General features: G+C 36.7%; 18 protein-coding genes and 1 pseudogene. 10 read left to right on the top strand and 9 right to left on the bottom strand.

Annotation, left to right across the window (positions count from 1 at the left end):
* Positions 1–102: pseudogene (locus EGH73_RS03665) on the bottom strand (IS1595 family transposase); the annotation flags it as partial.
* 618 nt (positions 103–720) lie between these two features.
* Between EGH73_RS03665 and EGH73_RS03660 the strand changes: the two are divergent.
* Positions 721–1,560 carry an FkbM family methyltransferase gene (locus tag EGH73_RS03660; RefSeq protein WP_123280742.1) on the top strand — a complete coding sequence of 280 codons (840 nt, stop codon included), beginning with the start codon at positions 721–723 and terminating at the stop codon, positions 1,558–1,560.
* Between the two features lie 108 nt (positions 1,561–1,668).
* Positions 1,669–3,147, top strand: a complete 1,479-nt coding sequence (locus EGH73_RS03655) for a lipopolysaccharide biosynthesis protein (protein WP_123280741.1) — start codon at positions 1,669–1,671, stop codon at positions 3,145–3,147.
* Positions 3,148–3,303: 156 nt separating this feature from the next.
* Here EGH73_RS03655 and EGH73_RS03650 read toward each other — a convergent pair whose 3' ends face one another.
* Positions 3,304–3,597 (bottom strand): putative quinol monooxygenase, encoded by a 294-nt coding sequence (locus tag EGH73_RS03650; protein WP_089768179.1) that lies wholly within the window; start codon positions 3,595–3,597, stop codon positions 3,304–3,306.
* A gap of 99 nt (positions 3,598–3,696) precedes the next feature.
* A complete protein-coding gene (locus EGH73_RS03645) occupies positions 3,697–4,467 on the bottom strand; it encodes a helix-turn-helix domain-containing protein (RefSeq protein ID WP_394338731.1) in 771 nt (256 codons plus the stop codon).
* A 726-nt stretch (positions 4,468–5,193) separates the two neighbouring features.
* On the opposite strand from EGH73_RS03645, the gene EGH73_RS03640 reads away from it, so the two are divergent.
* The 7 genes from EGH73_RS03640 (at position 5,194) to EGH73_RS03610 (ending at position 12,755) form a co-directional block, all read left to right on the top strand.
* On the top strand, positions 5,194–6,447 hold the full coding sequence (locus tag EGH73_RS03640; RefSeq protein ID WP_123280739.1) for a tetratricopeptide repeat protein: 1,254 nt from the start codon (positions 5,194–5,196) through the stop codon (positions 6,445–6,447).
* Positions 6,410–7,207 (top strand): sensor histidine kinase, encoded by a 798-nt coding sequence (locus EGH73_RS03635; protein ID WP_123280738.1) that lies wholly within the window; start codon positions 6,410–6,412, stop codon positions 7,205–7,207. Before EGH73_RS03640 ends, EGH73_RS03635 begins: the two co-directional genes overlap by 38 nt.
* 11 nt (positions 7,208–7,218) lie before the next feature.
* Positions 7,219–7,857 carry a LuxR C-terminal-related transcriptional regulator gene (locus EGH73_RS03630; RefSeq protein WP_123280737.1) on the top strand — a complete coding sequence of 213 codons (639 nt, stop codon included), beginning with the start codon at positions 7,219–7,221 and terminating at the stop codon, positions 7,855–7,857.
* An 88-nt stretch (positions 7,858–7,945) separates the two neighbouring features.
* Positions 7,946–9,820, top strand: coding sequence for a hypothetical protein (locus tag EGH73_RS03625; RefSeq protein ID WP_123280736.1), 1,875 nt, complete (start codon positions 7,946–7,948; stop codon positions 9,818–9,820).
* Between the two features lie 75 nt (positions 9,821–9,895).
* Positions 9,896–10,345: a hypothetical protein gene (locus EGH73_RS03620; protein WP_123280735.1), complete on the top strand. Its 450-nt coding sequence runs from the start codon at positions 9,896–9,898 to the stop codon at positions 10,343–10,345.
* A gap of 71 nt (positions 10,346–10,416) precedes the next feature.
* Positions 10,417–11,679 (top strand): hypothetical protein, encoded by a 1,263-nt coding sequence (locus EGH73_RS03615; RefSeq protein WP_123280734.1) that lies wholly within the window; start codon positions 10,417–10,419, stop codon positions 11,677–11,679.
* On the top strand, positions 11,679–12,755 hold the full coding sequence (locus EGH73_RS03610) for a T9SS type A sorting domain-containing protein (protein ID WP_089768165.1): 1,077 nt from the start codon (positions 11,679–11,681) through the stop codon (positions 12,753–12,755). The genes EGH73_RS03615 and EGH73_RS03610 overlap by 1 nt, the downstream gene beginning before the upstream one ends.
* A 281-nt stretch (positions 12,756–13,036) precedes the next feature.
* On the opposite strand, the gene EGH73_RS03605 is transcribed toward EGH73_RS03610, so the two are convergent.
* The 6 genes from EGH73_RS03605 to EGH73_RS03580 all read right to left on the bottom strand — a co-directional run bounded on the left by EGH73_RS03605 (position 13,037) and on the right by EGH73_RS03580 (position 19,205).
* Positions 13,037–13,240, bottom strand: a complete 204-nt coding sequence (locus EGH73_RS03605) for a hypothetical protein (RefSeq protein WP_123280733.1) — start codon at positions 13,238–13,240, stop codon at positions 13,037–13,039.
* A 53-nt stretch (positions 13,241–13,293) separates the two neighbouring features.
* Positions 13,294–15,855 (bottom strand): DEAD/DEAH box helicase family protein, encoded by a 2,562-nt coding sequence (locus tag EGH73_RS03600; RefSeq protein WP_245985402.1) that lies wholly within the window; start codon positions 15,853–15,855, stop codon positions 13,294–13,296.
* Positions 15,856–16,169: 314 nt separating this feature from the next.
* Entirely contained in the window at positions 16,170–17,822 is a 1,653-nt protein-coding gene (merA, locus tag EGH73_RS03595; protein ID WP_123280731.1) for a mercury(II) reductase, read from the bottom strand.
* Positions 17,822–18,178 (bottom strand): heavy-metal-associated domain-containing protein, encoded by a 357-nt coding sequence (locus EGH73_RS03590; RefSeq protein ID WP_070485811.1) that lies wholly within the window; start codon positions 18,176–18,178, stop codon positions 17,822–17,824. Before EGH73_RS03590 ends, merA begins: the two co-directional genes overlap by 1 nt.
* A 47-nt stretch (positions 18,179–18,225) precedes the next feature.
* Entirely contained in the window at positions 18,226–18,831 is a 606-nt protein-coding gene (gene merTP, locus EGH73_RS03585; RefSeq protein ID WP_123280730.1) for a mercuric transport protein MerTP, read from the bottom strand.
* Positions 18,828–19,205 (bottom strand): ArsR/SmtB family transcription factor, encoded by a 378-nt coding sequence (locus tag EGH73_RS03580; RefSeq protein WP_058699658.1) that lies wholly within the window; start codon positions 19,203–19,205, stop codon positions 18,828–18,830. The genes merTP and EGH73_RS03580 overlap by 4 nt, the downstream gene beginning before the upstream one ends.
* A gap of 100 nt (positions 19,206–19,305) precedes the next feature.
* Between EGH73_RS03580 and EGH73_RS13980 the strand changes: the two genes are divergently transcribed.
* On the top strand, positions 19,306–19,601 hold a 296-nt coding region (locus tag EGH73_RS13980; protein WP_184808067.1), incomplete at its 3' end, for a hypothetical protein.

Here is a 19,601-nt window from a genome sequence, read left to right as displayed (position 1 = left end):
GCATTTGGGACATTCTACGCCTTGCTTGTCCCGAAATTCTTTCCATTTTGATTTGCAACTTGCCTCATCAGGATATTGCTCTACGAAATTGAGTAGGTTCATGATAACTATTTGATACTAAGTTACAAAATTTAGGTAATATATCGAGGATTCATTTTAATTTATTTGAAGTTCAAATTTAAAACAAGTTTTGGAAATAATGGTCAATTATCTCAGATAAGTGCCCACTCCAAAGCTTTTTTTACCAGTTCGGAAACTTTGGACATTATGGTTTCTCATCCGGAAATGTTGTTGGTAGACCAAAGTCCGGAATGCCTCTTAGTCCAGAGGATCAAGAGTATATACTAGAAGAAGTCAACGGATTTGATATTCCTATAATATAATATGACGTAGATGCGGACTCCAAAGAAGTTCGTGTCAAGATAGATGGTCCGTGGGCAGGTTTACGCTCTGGATTGTCTGTTGGCTATAGATTTTAAAAACAACTAACTATTCCTAATTTTTTCTCTCCCAAGGCCTGTCATTTCGCGGCAGGTTTTGGTTTTGTATTTAGTTTTCTTTGCTGAGCGAAAGCGCCCTTGAAAACCTTAAAAATGGTCTCAATAATATTGATAAATTCTTTGCGCCTTTTGCGTTTAGGGTCTATTCTTTTAACAAAATTTTATGATTTGTAAAATAAATGCCTTTTCTTTGCCGTTCTTTTCTTTATGACCAAAATCAATGAGTGTTTACAGTAAGCTGGCAGAGAATCTCCAGTACATTTCGCCGACTTATTACAAAAGCAGATTTTTCAAAAAATTGAAAGGTCTTTCTGCTCAAAATCTTTTAGAAAGAAAAGTCGAACCTGAATTTCTTTGGATTAAAGAAGTTTTGGAAAAAAATTCAGTTTTTATAGATGTGGGTGCTAATGTAGGCGCTTATCTTTATACTTTGGAAAATCATCTGAAACCAGAAAATATTTATGCCTTCGAACCCAATCTTCAATTGTTCAAGAGACTGAAACGATTATTTCCTAAAGTCAATTTACTTTCGTTCGCGTTATCTGATGTTTCCACAATTGCAGAATTTAAAATTCCAGTTATTAATGGAGAGAAAGTTCATACAAGAGGAACTTTGCAAACATCTATCAAAGAAAAAAATGAAGAAAAAACCATCCTTCAAAAAGTAGAAGTTAAGCCTTTGGACGATTTGGTCTTCGACGATGTTTATATTGAGCAAGGTCGAAATGCTCAGACTAACCAATTTAATCTGAAAAAACTCGATTTTATCAAGATTGATGTAGAAGGAAACGAGATGCAGACTTTGCGAGGTGCCAAAAAAACAATCGAAAAATTTAAACCCATTTTGATGGTAGAGATGGAGCAACTTCATCACAAAGAAAATCTTTGGACTTTGATTTCAGAGATTGCAGATTGGGGCTATTCGGTTAATTTTCTGGATAGAAAAACTTTGCAACCAAAACTTCTTACAGAAGAATTCCTCAATCAGCAAAATCCGGATAATGTGAAGAATTATAAAGATTACATCAATAACATCATATTTTTACCGAGGAAAAATTAATTTATTTCCCCAGCCCTAAAGGGTGTAAATTAATTTTCTTCGCTCCCTCTAACATCGGGGAAAACGAAGAAAATCATTTATCAATCATCAACTATCAATTATGAATTTATGAGCGTAGTAGCAAGACAAGGTGTAAAATATTCGATAATTGGCTATCTCGGCTTTTTGCTGGGAACATTTTCGGCTATTTTTATTTTTCCTTATGATATGGAGTTTTATGGGAAGCTCCGCTATATCTTGCCAACTGCCGAAATTATTGTTCCAATCATTGTTTTTGGATTGAGTTTTTCCAACGTCAAATTCTTTGCGAAAGTGAATGCAGACGGGAAACACCATAATATGTTGAGTTTGTCTTTGCTTGCAGTTATTATTAATTTTTTAATTGTTGTAGGCGGATTTTTTCTCATCGCTTTTTGGTTTCCTGACTTCAAAAAACTAGAAATTTGGAAAATGAAAAATCTAATTCTACCCTTGGCTTTGGTTCTGGCTTTATCATCCGTTTTCAATAAGTTTTTGACGAATTATAAAAGGGTAGTAGTTCCTAATATATTCGAGAATTTTGTCCCAAAATTAGCCAATCTTGGAGCGTTTTGTTTGTTTTTCTTTATGGGATTTGCGGAAAAATCGGCATACGGATTTTTCTTTATGATGTTCGTTATTTCTCTCTTTGGGTATGGACTTTATACCAATAGACTGGAAAAAGTCAGGTTCGATTTTGATTTAAGGTATTTCAAAAAAGACAACTTTTATCGTGAGATTTTAACGTACAGTTTGTTCGGATTTTTGGGAAATATCGGAAATTATATCGCGATTAAAATCGACAGCTATATGATAGGCGAATTTATCAGTTTCGAGGAAAACGGAATTTACAATAATATTTATTCGATCATCTCTCTGATTGTTGTCCCACAGATGGGATTGTTCAACCTATCCGCACCGATTATTAATAAGGTTTTGGCAAATGGAGATTACAATGAGTTGGATAGATTCCATAAGAAAACGTCCCTCAGTTTATTTTTTCTTGGTTTGGTTTTGTTTTGTTGCATTGCTGTTGGATTTCCATATTTAGCAGATTTTATGAAGAATGGAGAAGATTTGCGTGCCTCGGAACCTATTGTTTGGGTTCTAGGATTTGCAATGTTGTTTGACTTGGCAACGGGATTCAACGGACATATTATTTCCCTTTCCAGATATTATAAATTCAATATTGTGGTGATGCTGATTTTAGCGGTTTTGACCATCACAACCAATATGCTTTTCCTGAAACATACAGACTTGGGAATCTTAGGAATTGCGATAGCTTATGCGATTTCTCTGTCTTTGTTTAATATCATCAAAATCATTTTCAATTATATTAAATTTAAAGTGTTTCCTTTGGGAATTGAGATGATGTATGCGATGATTTTAGGCTGTATTTCCATCAACGTCGCTCTTCTTCTTCCGGATTTGAAGCTCAATATTCTCAATCTATTTTACAAACCGGCAGTCGTTTTGATAGTGCTTTTAATCGGTAATCATTTCCTTAAAATCTATCCTTTGGATAAATATCTAAACAGAACATTTATTAAAAGTCTTTTTAGGTTTTAAGTTAATATTCTTTATTTAAAATTAGTGTTATATGCGGAACTTCTGCGTCAGTCTAATCTGAATTTATTATCAAGCTGTTTTGCAAATAAAGAAAGCCTGTCCAAATTCATTTAAAGAACTGTGACAGGCTTCCATTTTATAATAATTGTGGTATGTTTATTTAGCCGCTAAAACGTCTATTTTCTCTATAGATGGTGCAGTAGCCAACAATTCAGGCGCATTTTCCATTAGTGCTTTTGCAATCTTACCACCAAGATGTGCTTCTCTGCCTTCTTCATCTGAAAAAGTGTCAAAAATGCCAAATGTAGAAGCGTCAATACGGAACGCATACCAAGTAACAGTACCCGCTTCTTCATTAGCAAGTGGCAATGCACTTGTAATAAAATCTTCAACATCTTTTTCTTTTCCTGCTTTTGCTTCTAGTCGAACTAATAATCCTAATTTTTTCATTTTTTTTAATTTTTAAATTAAACCAATTTTGTTTAACAAATGTAGCTGATGTAATCTTGTGATGCTTTTTTATTTAGCTCAAAAACTTATGAAAAAAGGTCAAGTTTTCATCATTTTTTTTGGACTGTAACCAAATTGATTTTTAAAAGCTGTGCTAAAATTTGATAAGCTATCATAACCAAAATCCATGTAGATTTCTGATGGTGTCGCTTCATTATTAAGCAATAATTTTTTGGCTTTGTTGAGCCGTTTTAGTTGAAACCATTTTCCTGGAGACTCTTGATATAATTGTATAAATTTTCGCTTAAAAGTAGATAGACTCATATTACATAGAAAAGCGACCTCGTCAATATTCAAACTCGTGTACAGATTTTTTTCAATGACCATTTTAAAAGATAATTCTCTCTCGCTGGTTAATAAAGAATTTAGATAAGCAAAAAAAGCTTGTCCATATTTATTAGCTAAGTAAAGCATAATTTCTTCAAACTTTAGTTCCAGTATTTTTTGTGAAATTGTTGTGTGTAAACCAAAGCTATGTTGGAGAGAATTGATGTAGTGAACAATGAAATTGTCTTTTTCTATAAGGAAATAAGGAGCAGTTATTGTTGGTTTATTTTGATTGAATTGAGGCGAGTGTTTCAATAAAAAATCGCTGATGTTTTTTTGAGAAAAGAAAAAAAGCAAGCAACGATAACTGCTTGTCCCAACAAGCTCTGTCAATAAAAAATTACTTGATGAAATAAGCAGAGATTGTGTGTCATTTATAGAAACGATGTCGTTAGAAAAGTGAAGATCCTTTTGTCCGTCTAACAAAAAACTAATGACATTTTTGTTAAGGTTAATTTTGTTTTTGGATGCATTTTTATACACCTCGTAATTAGCAATTTGCAGGTCTGGTGTCTCCGTGTAGTTACTTTCAAATAAATCTTCTGGAAAATTTGTAATGTCCATAATAGTGTTGTTTTAAAAAACATTTGGGCATTGTAAATATATTAAATTTCTATTTCAAAAATCGTTTGCTCAAGTTTGGATGAAGAAGTTGTTTAGCCTATTGCATAATAGTTTGGGACTTTGCGAAATGACCGAAAATCGAAAACGAAAGTTTCGATTGAGGTTGCACATAGTAAAAGCCAATTTCTTTCTGGTAAATTATCCAAAAAAAGCTAATGAAATTGGTATTGCGGAATATGAAGCAGAAAATTTCAAATTACACGTTACCCTAGCATTTTGCCATACAATTTTGGTCTAAACCTTCAATATACTAAATGTCTGAAAAATCATTATTCTGTTCCGTTTATTAAATAAAGGATGAAAGTAAAAATAGCAAGCGGATCGAAAATTTGATTAATTCTGTAAAAAAAACAGTCTTAAAAATTCAAAATATTTTTTTAAAAACTGGGAGTTTTTTCAATTCGGATTTTATGTATATTTGATTCTGTTAAAAGTGGTTACGCAGCTCTCATCAAACTATTTTTTAAATGTTAAAGCATAACCATTTTAGCAGAAAATTAAAAAACACAATTATAGCTTCTTCGGTTTTTGCTTAATGCTTTCGCGCTCGTAAAAATTCGGAGGATAGAAACTAATAACACGAATATGAAAATAAATTCTACTATTTCTTCTATTTTTCTTGCACTAGAATCATCTTCTACTTTGTTGAAAAATCGTTTTTCGATGATTTGTAGATGTTTGATGTTCTTTTGTTTGACTTTTGGTTTTGCTTCCGGTTTGAAGGCGCAAAACTTATCTGAAGTCATCAGCAATTTAAAATCCGAACTCAGTAAAAATCCCGACGATAAAAAACGGGCGTCCATTTACTCCGATCTCACTTGGTATTACGCCAGTGTTTCGGTAGATTCTGCGCTTAGTTACGGGAAAAAGGCCATTTCGGCAACGGAAAAACTTCAAGATTCTGTCTTGTTGGCGCAGGTTTATAGCGATTTAGGAGCGGTTCATTTTCGAAATAATGATTTCAAAAATTCGGAAAAAAATTATCTGAAATCTTATCAAATCCGCAAAAAACAAAAGAACGCCGCGGGAATTGCAAAACTCAATAATAATCTGGCTTCGGTATATCAAAGCAGTTTTCAGTACAACAAAGCGATGAAAATGTACCTGGAAGCGCTGAAATATTTCGATGCAAAAGGAGATGTGAGAAATTCCAACATCACCAAGGCGAATATCGGACTGTTGTTTGTGGATTTAAAAGACAATCGTAATGCAATCAAATACATCACAGAAGCGATCAACTATTTTGAATCGCAGGAAAGAAGCGTTGAAATAGAGAATAAACTCTGCGAAAATTACCTCAACTTGGGAAAGGCATTTCAGATGCAGAAAAATTATTCCGAAGCGGAAAAACAGTATCAAAAGAGTGCAGCAATTTGTAATAAAAACGGGAATAAACAGGGGATTTCATTTGCCAATAGAAATTTGGGAAACCTATACATAATGCAACAAAAAGATTCTTTGGCGCAAGTAAATCTCCAGGTTTCGCAAGAAGTTCGGGAAGAATTCAATTCTAAAATTGATCAGGAAAGCAACAGCATTGATGTGGCGCAAAGCTTAATTGTAAAAGGCAAATACCAAGATGCTAAACGAATGCTTTTGAACATTTTGCCGACTTTCGAAAAAGAAAAATCTAAAGAAAATCAGCTTTCTACCTACAAACTCCTTACAAATGTTTATCATAATACCGCGCAGCCGGACAGTGCAGAGTATTATTTTGAAAAATATATCGCATTAGATAATGAATTGGTGAATACCAATGTGATTTCCAATACAACAGAACTCGAAAAAAAAGTACCAGACCTTGAAGAAAGATTCCGAAATTCTTCAGCAAAAATCTAAAATATTTAAGAGAAATGTTGCAATTTCTTCGTTGGCCGCTTTGCTTCTTTTCGGTTTTGTTTTTTACAGAAACCGTCAACATCGCCAGAAAGTGGAACATCAAAAAGCCATTCTCCATCAGCAAGATTTGGCCACAAAAGCGGTAATTACAGCCGAGGACAACGAGCGGAAAAGGATGGCAACACACCTGCACGACGGAGTGGGGCAGCTTTTAATGGCGGCTAATATGAATGTGAGTGTCTTGAATGAATACAAAGACAATCCTGAAAATTTTAAAAACATCACTCAGAAAATATCGAATATTCTGTCGGATGCGATTGCGGATGTTCGTACGCTTTCGCATCAGATGATGCCGAATATGCTGATTAAAAATTCTTTGGCGAATGCATTGAGAGACCTCATCGAGAAAACATCTACGCCGAAACTCGCCGTTAACCTTCAAATTGAAGGCCTCGAGAAGGAAGTCGATCAAAATATTCAGGTGACGCTTTATAGGATTATTCAAGAATGCATCAACAATACGGTTAAACATTCGGGAGCTGATAAAATCGATATTTCTGTGATACAGTCCGATAAAAAAATTACCACAGAGATTAAAGACAATGGCAAAGGTTTTAATCCTTTAAAAATTACTGAAAATAAAGATGGAATAGGCCTGCAAAATATGAAAGCAAGGATTGAAATGCTGAAAGGAAAAATGCGAATTGACAGCGCTGCAGATCGCGGTACACGAGTTCTTATAGAAATACCAATCGTCTAATTATTTTTCCTATGAAAATTGCCATAGTTGATGATCATCAGATTATAATTGATGGAATCGAAATGCTTCTCGGTCTGGAGAAAAATATTGCGATTCTGAAAACCTATACCGATGCCTGTGATTTTTTGCTGGATATGAGAGAAGGAAAGATCAATTCGGATTTATTGTTGATGGATTTAATGATGCCGACGATGAACGGATTCGAATGTGCGAAAATCCTGAAACAAGAGTTCCCCAATCTTAAGATCATTATTCTATCGATGAATTGTGATCCGAAAGTAGTTTATGAACTGGTTGAAAAAATAAAAATTGAAGGTTATCTTTCCAAAAATGTCAACAGACAGAGTCTGGTTCGGGCGTTGCAGGAGGTACAGTTGGGATACATTCACCTTAGCGATGAAGCAGAAATGGCTTTGAACCAATTTAAGCGAAAAATCATTGATTATCCGCAAATCATATTGACCGCCCGCGAAAAACAAATCGTGAAATTAATGATCGACGGACTTACCAATAAAGAGATTTCTAATGCTTTGTTCATCAGCGAAAGTACTGTAGAAACCCACCGAAAAAATATCTATCGAAAAACAGAAACCCATTCGTTTCCTAAATTAATTCAAGTGGTTGCCAACCTCAATTTATTGGCAGATTAATCTTCGATATACTCAAAAATACCCTTTAGAGGGTAGATCGTCATCTGGATTTTGAGATACTTTTATCTCGTAAAAAAAATCACAGACTATGACAACTAAAACTATTTTCAGTACGGCGGCCATACTTTTTGGCGTTGCCACCTTTGCACAACAATCCACTTTTGATATCCTGGAAAAGGATTATGAAATCTCCAGAAAAGCAAAAAAAGGCTATCTCGGTGGAGTAGAACCCAGCGGAAATGGAGGTTTTGAAATGGTGTATTTCCTGCCTTCAAGCAAAAGAAAAGTTAAGATTGAAACCTACACTTTCGACAAAGATGCCAATCTTGTCAACACCTTAAAAGACGAATGGGATGTAGAGAAAGTGAAGAAAAAGTGGAAATTTTTCAATTTTAAAGGAGACGAATATATCACGACCGCAGCTTCGGTGAGCACCAATCTTACCGGCAAAATGATCTTTAAAAAACGCGAAATCAAAGCAAAATACAATTGGCTTGCCGGAGATTATGTGAAGAAAATAAAACTTCTCGACAAACAAAAACTCACCAGTGAAAACGGAGAAGAATATCTCTTCAGCGGTGCGTACGAAGTAGAAAGAGACAGTACGATTTATGCGCTTGCGTACCCTTTTACCAAAGGTGCTTCCCTGAATAATCTCGACTTAGTAAAGATTTCAAACAGCGGAGAATCCAAAAAAATAGCTTCTATTGCAACGCCAACTCCTTTGAAACCCATTTTTTCCAAACCATTAATGGACGACAACAGCCGAGACGTTTCTAATGACGATTTCCCGAGAGATTGGATTGTGGTTTTAGCGCCTACAAAAGCTTACGGAAAAAGCAATGCTGGAGATTCAAACCAGCTGACTTATCTTAGGATTTCTCCGGAAGGTGCGGTAAAGGAACAGTTTAATTTCTCTGCTCCATCGGCAGGTTTCCGTATTCTTAATGCCTATAATAAAGGAAATGAAGTGATCCTGTATGGTTTAGGAATTAAAAAAGAAGGAAAATATGCAGACGAGATCTTAGGAGCTACCGTGTCGCCATCAAGTATGGATGATGAGGAACAAGCCGCCGCTAAATCTACTGGGGGAATGCTCGGAGGAATCGGAAAAATGGCGAATATGGTTTCCGGAAAAGACGATATGGCTCCGTCACAGCAATCACTGGACAATGCCTTGGACGAAAAAAAATATGACGACTTTATCATTGCAAAAGTTTCTGCGGGAAATATTTCTTTCATTAAAGCGACGCCTATGGCTGAACTTAACCAAAAAGCCGTTGCCGGTCCGGATATGAAAAAAGCTTTAGAATTTGACGGTAAGAAGTTTATTACCAATAATTTCCAAATCTTGAAAGATGGGTCGATGATGCTGAGCGTACAGGATTACAAACCAAATGGTGGTGGAATAGGAGGCAACAAACTTTTGGGAGCATTAACAGGTATAAGTACAAGTAGAAGTGGAGGATATGACAGAGTTTATAAAGGAATGTATTTGTTGCATTTTTCTCCGGACGGGAATTTGGTAAGAAACTACACCGTGCAGCTCGATCAGAAAAATAAGAAAGGATTTTTCAATAATTCACCGATGACCGCAGATAATTTCCCGGCTGTAGGATATCTAATCGAAAGCAAAGACGGAAAATCGGTTAACTGGATTATGGAAATTGTGAAAGCCATTGATAAAGACACCAGTTTTAGTTCAATGAGCAATTATTTCACAGGAACCACCACCAATACCACAACCACCACGTATTCACCGTTCTATAGTATTGAATATGGTAAAATTGATCTCTCTACCGGGAAATCTTCAGAGTTTAGAACGTTGGGTGATTTAGAGAAAAAGAAATATTACCTGTACGATAAGCATAACCGCATACAGATTGGCGACTATATTTATTTCTTCAGCGAAACACCAAATGGCGACCGACTTTTGGTTTCCAGAATGGATGTGAACCAATAACAATCTGTGATTCCGTGCCTGTGTAACTTAGTTTCCGGGTGCGGTTTTCTTCTAACCAAATTAAAATTTTATAGTATGAAAAATCTATTTTTTTATTTTAGAACCTTGATGGTATTGGCGGTTCTATTCATTTCCTGTGACAGAAACGAAGATGATGCAACAAGCACTGCAACTTCCTCAACTGCAGGATTTACTTGGAAGGAAGACTCACAAAGTGCATCAGAACAGAAAGCTTCTTCCGCCTATTTTCAGGGGAGTTCCATTTTCGCACTTAATGCTTCTAATGCTACTGTGTTCGAAATTAATCTGATGAAAAGTTCCGCGGTAGGAACCTATACTTTCGACGGCGATTACATAAAAGGTACAGCTTTGGTTTACGTCACCAAAAATTTTAACGCTACGGGTGGAACCATCACTATAACTGAAAAAACTGACTCCAAAGTATCAGGGAAATTCGAAGCTACAGGAACAGGAAACGGAATTACAAAAGTTTACGGAACGTTCACAGGTATTCCGGTGAAATAAATTTTGATTTATTCTTACCCTGGCGAACCCTGAAGTCTGCCGGGGTTTTTTACCTTTTAAAATATTCAGACATGAAAAAAATTCTACTTTTCAGTTTAATGATGCTGGGCATTACAGGCAGCGCCCAGCTCACTGTTGTGAAAGAAATAACTGCATCTGGCCTGGTACCTCAGGAAGCCGATCAGTTCCTTTGGCAGAATAATAAATGGAACGGCAAACGCTACTTTCCGGTAGCAAGTACACCAAGCGTGGCCATTGCGGTGACTGACGGAACCAACGCGGGAACAAAGGTGATTAAAAATTTAGGGCATTCCGGTGTTCTAAGTGCTGCAATAAAGGCCATAATTCCAGCAAAGGATCACTTTTATATTCACGTCTATGTATATAAAAGTTGGAGTCCCTATGTTCAGTATGATGAACTCTGGAAGTCGGATGGTACAGAGGCAGGAACTGTATTGCTGAAACGGTTCGATGAAGGGGGAGCGACTACTGAAGGCATATCCATCACCACTGACCAATATGAAGCAGCAAACCGCTCCCTCAGTGGTAATGAAATGTACTTTTACGGATATACAGGCAGTAATGGCAGAAAAATATGGAAAACGGACGGCACTGCTGCTGGTACCTCAATGATTGCTGATAAATCCGCTAATGCACTTACAAGACTGAATGATGACGTTTATTTTGCTTCCGATTTTAAATTGTGGAAAATCAGCGGCACTACGGGAAGCATAGACCTGATTGATGTTCCGAATATTTTTATTGTAGCTACTATGCGCATGGCGGCGTTTAAAAACAAACTCTATTTTATGGGTTTTGATGAAACCAATGGGGTAGAGTTATGGTCCTCCGACGGTACGCCTTCCGGAACAAAAATTTTTACCAATACCTCGCCACTTACCAATAATGTGTACAGCCTCACGACTTTTAATCTCACGTCCACGGATGATTATCTCCTCTTTTCAACTTTGCATAACGCTTCCGTCAACACACGGCATACGCTCTACCGCACCGATGGAACGCTCGGCGGCACCGTGCAGCTTTCGCCTGCTGACGCCTTAGATGCTGGAACGAGTTCGGGCTCCATGTTTTCCAAAACCAATGAGAATTTTTACTGTTTTAATATGAACCAGAAAACCATCTTCCGGACCAATTATCAGGAAAACGGTTACTCAATTGTTTCTACAGGTGCCTATAATGCAGGAAATCTCGTCGATTATAAAGGTACTGCCTGGTATGCTGGTGGAACCGCCAGTATGTCCGGAAATAATGATTTCGCGGAACCGCACCGCACCGACGGCGTTCAGACCGTAAAAACCTTATCATCACGCTGATGCAGGGAACTAATAACATCGGCTCCAATCCTTTTGGCTTTCATGAATTAAACGGGAATCTGTATTTTTTTGCAGGCCTGGGAAATGCGATGAAGCTGTACCAGTTTCAGGGTGACTATACCTTCAACAGGTCAGCTGGCAATTCGTGGAACGCTCCCGCCAACTGGAATACTGGGGTGGTGCCGCTTTCTTCTGAAGATACTCGGGTTCCTGCTGGTTCGGATGTTGAAATTTCATCTGCAACATCAGCAAGAAATCTTGCGCTCAATGCGCCACTACATATTGTTTCCGGCAGTCTAAACCTTGCAGGAAATTTAAATTTAAATTCAAAAATCACTTTAAACGGGAACAATTTAAACTTAAAAGGCAATTCCTCCCAAATCACCAACGGAAATTCTACGAATTACATCGTCACCAACGGAACTGGTACCGTAAATGTTGAAAATCTAAATTCCGCAAGAGGAACTGTAAACTTACCAATCGGAACGGCCTCGAATTACAATCCGGTTTCCATCGCAAATACAGGAACTTCCGACACGTTTTCAGCGAGAGTTTCGGATGGGATTTCTAACACTACGAATGGTGCGGTAAACGCCACCTGGGAAATCTCCGAAGCAACTGCAGGCGGAAGTAATGTGAGTTTAACTTTAGGTTGGAATGCATCCCAACAAAATGCTGCATTTGATTCCGGAACTGCAAAAGTCGGGCATTATCTAAACGGTAACTGGGCTGAGGAAAACTCGGGAGCGGTTTCAAACAATTCCATTACAGCCACAGGTATTTCTTCTTTCTCCCCATTTGCCGTGATGAATTTCGGAACACTTGCCACTTCGGATTTTTCAAAATCAAAAGTTTCAGTTTATCCTAATCCTTTTAATGAAAACCTAAATATTTCAACAGAAAATGGTGGAGTAGTGCACTTCTACGATTTGAGCGGAAAACTCGTTTCAACATCAATTTTGATGAAAGGAGCAAATTCTTTGAACAAATCTTCGCTTTCTAAAGGCGTTTACATTTATCAGATAAAAAACACAAATGATGAAATTCTTTCTTCAGGAAAAGTGATTAAAAAATAGATGCCATTTCGATGGATTCGTACAAAGAAAATCCAGTTGAGCAGATCAACTGGATTTTTGTTTATCAATATTTTCAGTAAATACTTTTAGTAGGATAGGATAATGCTTAAAAAGCTTCTGAAGTTTCAGTTTAACAACACTTTCATTATTTGACTTCCATCGATCAATCGAAGTTATTGATCGTTCAGCTACTGATAAACCCCTTTTAATATTATTTTTTATAATAATCTCCGGCTAAACTTGCGCCGCCGCCACAAAAGTAATTTAATGCCAATCTATCGTCAAATTTCGAAGTAAATTACTTCAGCTGTTTTATACTTAAATAAAATCGTCATCGTCCCTTTTAAAACTTTATTGATGGTTTTTAAATCAACATCAATCTGATTATTCACTAACTTTCCTTTGCCTTCAAATGTACATCCTTTCACAGCACCGGTAAAAGAAATTTTAATGCGCAAAAAGCTCCCGTTCAATAGGGTTTTCATTGTTCGTGCTTCGCACGCAACGAAAACTTAGCTATTATATGCCGTTTTTTTTGTTAGTCTTTATTTCCTTTTTTTGCATTTTCGCTTCGTGTCAATAGTTGTAGGTTTTCAAGAACCGTTAAACCGCCATTGTGCATTGATTTGATATGGTCAACTTGAAAGTCCAGTTTGTTCTTACTTTTGTAGCCACTTTCAGCACTAAAATAAAAACCGTCCTTGTCTGTAAACTTCTTAAAAACTTCGTCACGCAACCATTTTTCATAAGTTGGGTCTTGTTCACGCAGTTCGTGAAGTTTTAGTTTTTCGTAACTTCTCAATTCTTTTTCTTCGGTTGGTTTTATACCTTTTCTCTGAAAAAGTTCAGGATGATTAATTCTTGATTTTGCTAAATTGATTTCTCTTAAAAATCCTCGTTTGTCAAAATTGAAAAACGTTTGCCATTCCAATTCGTTGCTGTCCCAAATTGTATTGATAAGTTCGGTTTGCGATTTTTCGCCAAGGTCTTTTTCTATGATTTCTGAAGCAATTTTGTCGATGTCGTATTTTTCTCTGTCTTTAAGTTCGATAAAAACAGGAGCTTCGTCTTGAATGGTGTAATACTGTAAAATATCTTTAATGTCTTGCAAATGATATGCAGGATATTTTAAAGTTCCTTTGAAAAATTCTTCTTCAATTTGTTCTGCAAATTCTTCCAATTCGTCTTCGTCCAAAACATCTCTTTCGGTCAAATTATTTTGCTCAAAAAAGCTTGGTAAAGCGCTTACAAAATCGGTGTACGATTGCAAAATATTGTCATAAACCAAAACTTCGCAATTTCTTTCTATCGGTTCTTCGTCGTTGTGTTGTTCCAAAAATCTGAACTGATAAATTCCCAAAGGAAAACGCTCAATAAAATTCAACTTTTCAAGTTCTTCACGTTTTTCAGGGTCAATAATTTTATTGGTTAAAATGGCAAATTCTTCAACTTTGTTGATGGCAACCAAACGTAAAATTTGTTTTTTAGTTTCTCTATCAACGTCTTTAAAGTTGATGTTATCTTCAATAAATAATTTTTCTGGGTTAACCCAAGAAACTCGATTTTGCCAATCGTCAATGAAACTTACAATGTACGCTTCTTTTGTTCCGCCTGCTTTCAAACCACGCAAACCACGACCAATCATTTGCGTCATCAAGATGGACGAAATTGTAGGTCTTGCTAAAAAGATAGATTGAACGTTAGGAACGTCAGTTCCTTCGGTCAATATATTTACGTTTATCAGAACTTCAATTTCTTCGTTTCTGAATTTTGCAATTTTGTTTTTGTTGTCTTTGCTCGAAATGGTTACGCCTGTTGCTTGGTCTTTTACGGTAGAAATTACATAGTCAGATTTTACGCCAGCTTCTTTAAACAAAGCGTTTAGAGCAATTGCGTTATCTACGTTTAATGCAAAAACAATTGTCTGTTTGTATTTTTCTTTGTTGAGTAAATATTTGTTGACAATCGTTAAATTTCTTTCGTCATTTTCAGCTATCGTTTTGGCAATTCCTGTTCCGATGCTGTCAATGTCAAAATAATTTAGTTGTTCAATTTGTTCTTCGGACAAATCTTTGATGAAGTTTAAACCCGTTGCAACTTCTTCAAAATGTGGCTCGGATAAAATTCCTAAACGAATTAAAGTCCGTAAATCTATTTTGTAAACAATGTCATCTGGAAACACTTTTTTCAAAAATCCTTGTTCACTTTCCGCAGTTCTAAAAGGCGTTGCAGTTAATCCAAGCATTTGAAAATGTGAAACATTTTCTTGAATATTTTGGATTAATTTTCTGTACGTTTTTGCAGTTGCGTGATGAGCTTCGTCAATAACCAAAAATATTTCTTCGGTATTTCCTTTTATCCAATTGTTATATAAATGGTTAAAACCTGCATTCAGACTGTCTTTGCTTGAAATAATTAAATCGTCCGAAGGTCTGATGTTAATTGGCTTGTCGTGAATGCCCGAAATGATACGATAATTGAAAGAAGTTTTCGTTTCAAAAATATCATTGAAAGCCAATTTGTCCGCAAACGTGCTTTTTGCTTGTTCCAAAAGTTCGTGTCGGTGAGCCAACCAAAGAACTTTTTTGCCTTTGTCCAAATAGTTTTTAGCAATCCAATGTCCAGCCGTCAAAGTTTTTCCGCCACCTGTTGGCAAAACCAACAAACCTGCAAAAGGATTTTTGTTGGTCTTAATTATTTTTTGGTTTAAGCTATAGAATGCCTTTTCTTGATGCTCATAAGGAACAATTCCGCTTTCAGCATTTGCAATATTTATTTTTCCTGCGAAATCATATTTTACGCTTTTCTCTTTTTTATCCATTGTGTTTTTTGCTTCTGAAATTTCCGCCATTCTAAAAGTTACTGTTTCGCCTTTTTTAAACCAAGAAATCTTTTTGACTTCTTCCTTTCCGCACCAAAGAGTTAAGTTTTGCTTTTTGAATTGATAGTCAAATTTTGTCAGAATTTTGAAATTCCGTTTTTTGCTCATTCCAATTCTGTCCAAGAAAGTTTCATAATTTCTATAAGTCAGATTGAGTTTGTTTTTCTCAATGTCAAAAATGATTTCCTTAACAATTTCTCGGATTTCTTTTAATTCCATAATTTCTGTCTGTGTCTTTGTTTAAGCGGTGGTCGGGTAAAATGGCATATAACGGTCAAGTGTATGAGCAGTAGCGGATTTAAAAGTACAAACCTTTCAGTTTAGCACAAAGTTTATTAAAGGCAAAGACCTTCGATTTACCACTTCACCCGCTATTGCTTATACACAATGTTGTGCGTTCGCCCTTTATTTTTAGTCGGTTTAGTCAATTTTCAAAGGTAGGATTTTTTGGGGTAGGGAAGGCACTCTCTCTTGCAAGTTTTGGTCAAGCGTTGGCTGGTGCGACTTGCAAGAGTGTGTGCCTTTGGGGCGGATTAACTGGCACAGCAACTTAATTTTGATACGTCTTTTCCGAAAGTTATTGCTGCTAATTTTATACCTTCTCCCAAAGTCAAATAAGGGTAGAAACTGTCTGCTAAGTCTTTCACCATTATTCCGTATTTGATTGCCATACTTAATTGTTGGATAAGCTCTCCACCTTCGGGTGCGACTACTCTTGCACCGATAAGCTTGTCTGTTTCGGTGTTGCGAATGAGTTTAATAAATCCCCTTATGTCGTTTGCTGCTATGGCTCTCGGCACGTCTTTCAATTCCAACTTTGAAACTTCAAACGGAATGCCTTTTGCTTCTGCCTGTGCTTCGTCCAAACCTGCCCCTGCAATTTGTGGGTCAGTAAAAACCACCCAAGGCAAAGAAGAATAATCGGCTTTGTTTTCTGCTCCTGAAAAAGCATTTTCAACAGCAATTTTGCCTTCAAATGCGGCAGTGTAAACAAATGCAGGGGTGTTGGTTACGTCTCCTGCTGCGTAAATGTTGGATAGATTGGTTTCCATTTTTTCATTTACAGCGATATGTCCGCTTTGGGTGAGATCCAATCCAATGTTTTCTAATCCTAATTGGGTTGTATTGGCTTTTGTTCCCGTGGCAATTACGACCTTTCCTTTTTCCACTATTTCGGTAAATGAACCGTCAGGACATTTACAATGAATGATGGTTTCATTTCCTTGTTTCTCGAATTTCACGGCTCTGAAATTGGGTAATATTTCAATGCCTTCTTTTCGCATTTGAATTTCCAATGCTTCGCTGATGTCAGGGGTTTGTGTTCGCAATACTCGGTCGGTAAATTCTATGATACGAACCTTTACACCCAAACGATTATAAGCCATTGCAATTTCCAATCCGATGTAACCTGCTCCCATAATAGTCAGACTTTCAGGTTTTTCTTCTAAATCGAAAAGAGAAACATTGGTCAAGTAGTCAATTTTGTCCAATCCTTCAATAGTCGGAATGTTGGTCGTAGCTCCCGCAGCAATTAAAAATTTGAAGGCTTTGTATTCCTTGCCATCAACCAAAATGGTTTTGTTGTCTTTGAATTTTGCCCAACCTTTTAGCATAGTCAGGTTTTCAAAATCGCTCACCACATCCATATACTTTTTCTCTTGAAGTGTGGCTACTAATTTTTTCTTGTCTTTGATGATTTGAGCGAAATCAATGTCAACGCCTTTTGGTTTGATACCATCAAAATTGGAATGGGTAGCGTGATAAGCCGTTTCGCCTGCACGAATTAGATTTTTGGAAGGTACGCAACCTACATTGACACAAGTACCGCCAAAGTTTAAACCACCGTTTACCATTAAGATCGATAAACCTAAACTTTCGGCTTTGATTGCAGCCGAAAATGCAGCCGAACCACCACCTATAATTATTAGGTCGAATTGGTTGTTGCCACTAATTCCATTTTCTGGGATTTCACTTTTTACACGATAGTTTTTTGTACTGTTGATGGTGTTGATGATTTCTTCTTTGCTGGTTTTAGTAGGGTCAAAAGAACATTCACAAGTGGCTTTTGGATAGCTCACATTGGCTTCTTTTACGCCTTCGTTCTTGGTGAGCAGTTTTTCAATGCCTGTGGCGCAATGGTCGCAGGTCATACCTGTGATGTCAAGTTTTACGGTTTCTTTATTCATTATACTTTCTTTTTTTGAGTTTCTTTAATGATTTCAGCTTTATAGCCTGTCTTTTCAATAACCTTGATGATGGCATCAGGATTTGTTTTCTTCGGGTCGTATTGGATGGTTGCCAAATCGCCCGGATATTCTACCTTATGTTCCATTATGCCGGCCACTTCTTTTAGGGCATTTGAAATATGGTTGGAACAACCTGCACAAGTCATTCCCGTGATTTTTAGTTTCAAGGTTTTACTTTCTTGCTGGGTTGCATTTTCCGATTGTGCATTACTGTCAATTGGTTTGCAACATTGAGCATTGACCTGAGTAATTCCAATTAGGAACAAAGCACTCAATAGAATTAAATTCTTTTTCATTGTGTAATTATTTAATTAAGTTCTTAAATATGAGAGGCAAAAAAATACTATTTCTTGCCAACCACTTTGTAACCTGTACCGTTGATGGCTTCTTCAATTTGAGCTAAACTAACTTTGGTTTGGTCAAATTCTACTTTGGCAGTTGCTTCTTCATAAATCGCATCTACCTTAACAATGCCTGGCAATTTGTTCACATCATTTTCTACGTGTGAAGCACAACCATTGCAAGTCATTCCTTTTACATCAAAAGTTACGGTTTGAATGTCAGTGGCATTGACGATTACAACTTCCTTGTTGTCGTTTGAAGGATAGAAAATGTGTGCATAATTTGGAAAAGCGAGCATCAAGGCTGCAAATAAGGTTACAATTCCCAAAAATGTTTTGGTCTGCATAAAAGGTTTCTTTTCGTCTTCTTCGCAATCACATTGGATTTCTTCGGCTGTTAGTGGTTTGAGTTTCTGATACCAAGCAAAGCCCAATACCAAAACGGTGATACCGATAAGATAAGGTCTTGCTGGTTCCATCCACGAAAAGGTAGATGCCACTCCTGAAGCTCCTGAAATAAGAGCCAATACAGGTGTTATGCAGCAAAGTGATGCTGCTACTGCCGAAAGAACTCCCGTTCCGACAAGTTTGTTGTTTTTCTTGTTCATACTGTTTCCTTTTTTGAATTGTTAATGATATGCTTAAAAAATGGGCGAAGTAAAGTCAATTGCTCTTGTTTTAAAGAGTAGAAAATGGTTTGCCCTTCTCTTCTTCCTTCAATGACGTTTCCGTCTTTTAGCTTTCTGAGGTGTTGCGAAACCGCAGGGATGCTCATTCCGAGAATGTCTGAAAGGTCGCAAGGGCATAATTCGTTCTCTTCTTCTAAGAGAAATAAGATTTTCAACCTTACTTCGTTTCCTGCCAATGCTAAAAGTCCACTCAGTTGGGTGAATGCTTTGTCGTTGGTTTGCAGTATTTCTCTACAATTGTCTATTTGAACCTTGTCGGCAAACACTCTGATACACGATTGATTGTTTTCCATAATTTTTCTGTTTAGGATTTAATAACGCAACAAAGATACAAACAGTTTTCTTATTTAAGCAAATGCTTAAATAAAGTTTTCAACAAGTCCTTATTCAGCGGTGGATGATTTAGCTCTTTTGGTTTTTTTAGGGTTGGCTTTTGTGTCGGCAAAAACCAAATGTGCTAAATGTGCGGTGGGTTTTAGGGTGACGCACAACGGTTTACGTATTGGCGAAGGAGCGGAAAAAGAAAGTACTAACTTTCAGTTTTGCACCAACGTTAGCAAAACCATTTTTTTGTTTGCTAATTTACATTTTTCAAAGCAAATAAAAAATGGTTTTTGCGGAATAGAAGTACAAAAGTTGAATTTAGCACTTAACCCGCTCTTTTGCCAATACGATGTTGAACTAAACCT

The sequence above is a fragment of the Epilithonimonas hominis genome (genome assembly GCF_003730015.1).
Taxonomy (GTDB): Bacteria; Bacteroidota; Bacteroidia; order Flavobacteriales; family Weeksellaceae; genus Epilithonimonas; species Epilithonimonas hominis.
This window is presented reverse-complemented; position numbering and strand designations above follow the sequence as displayed.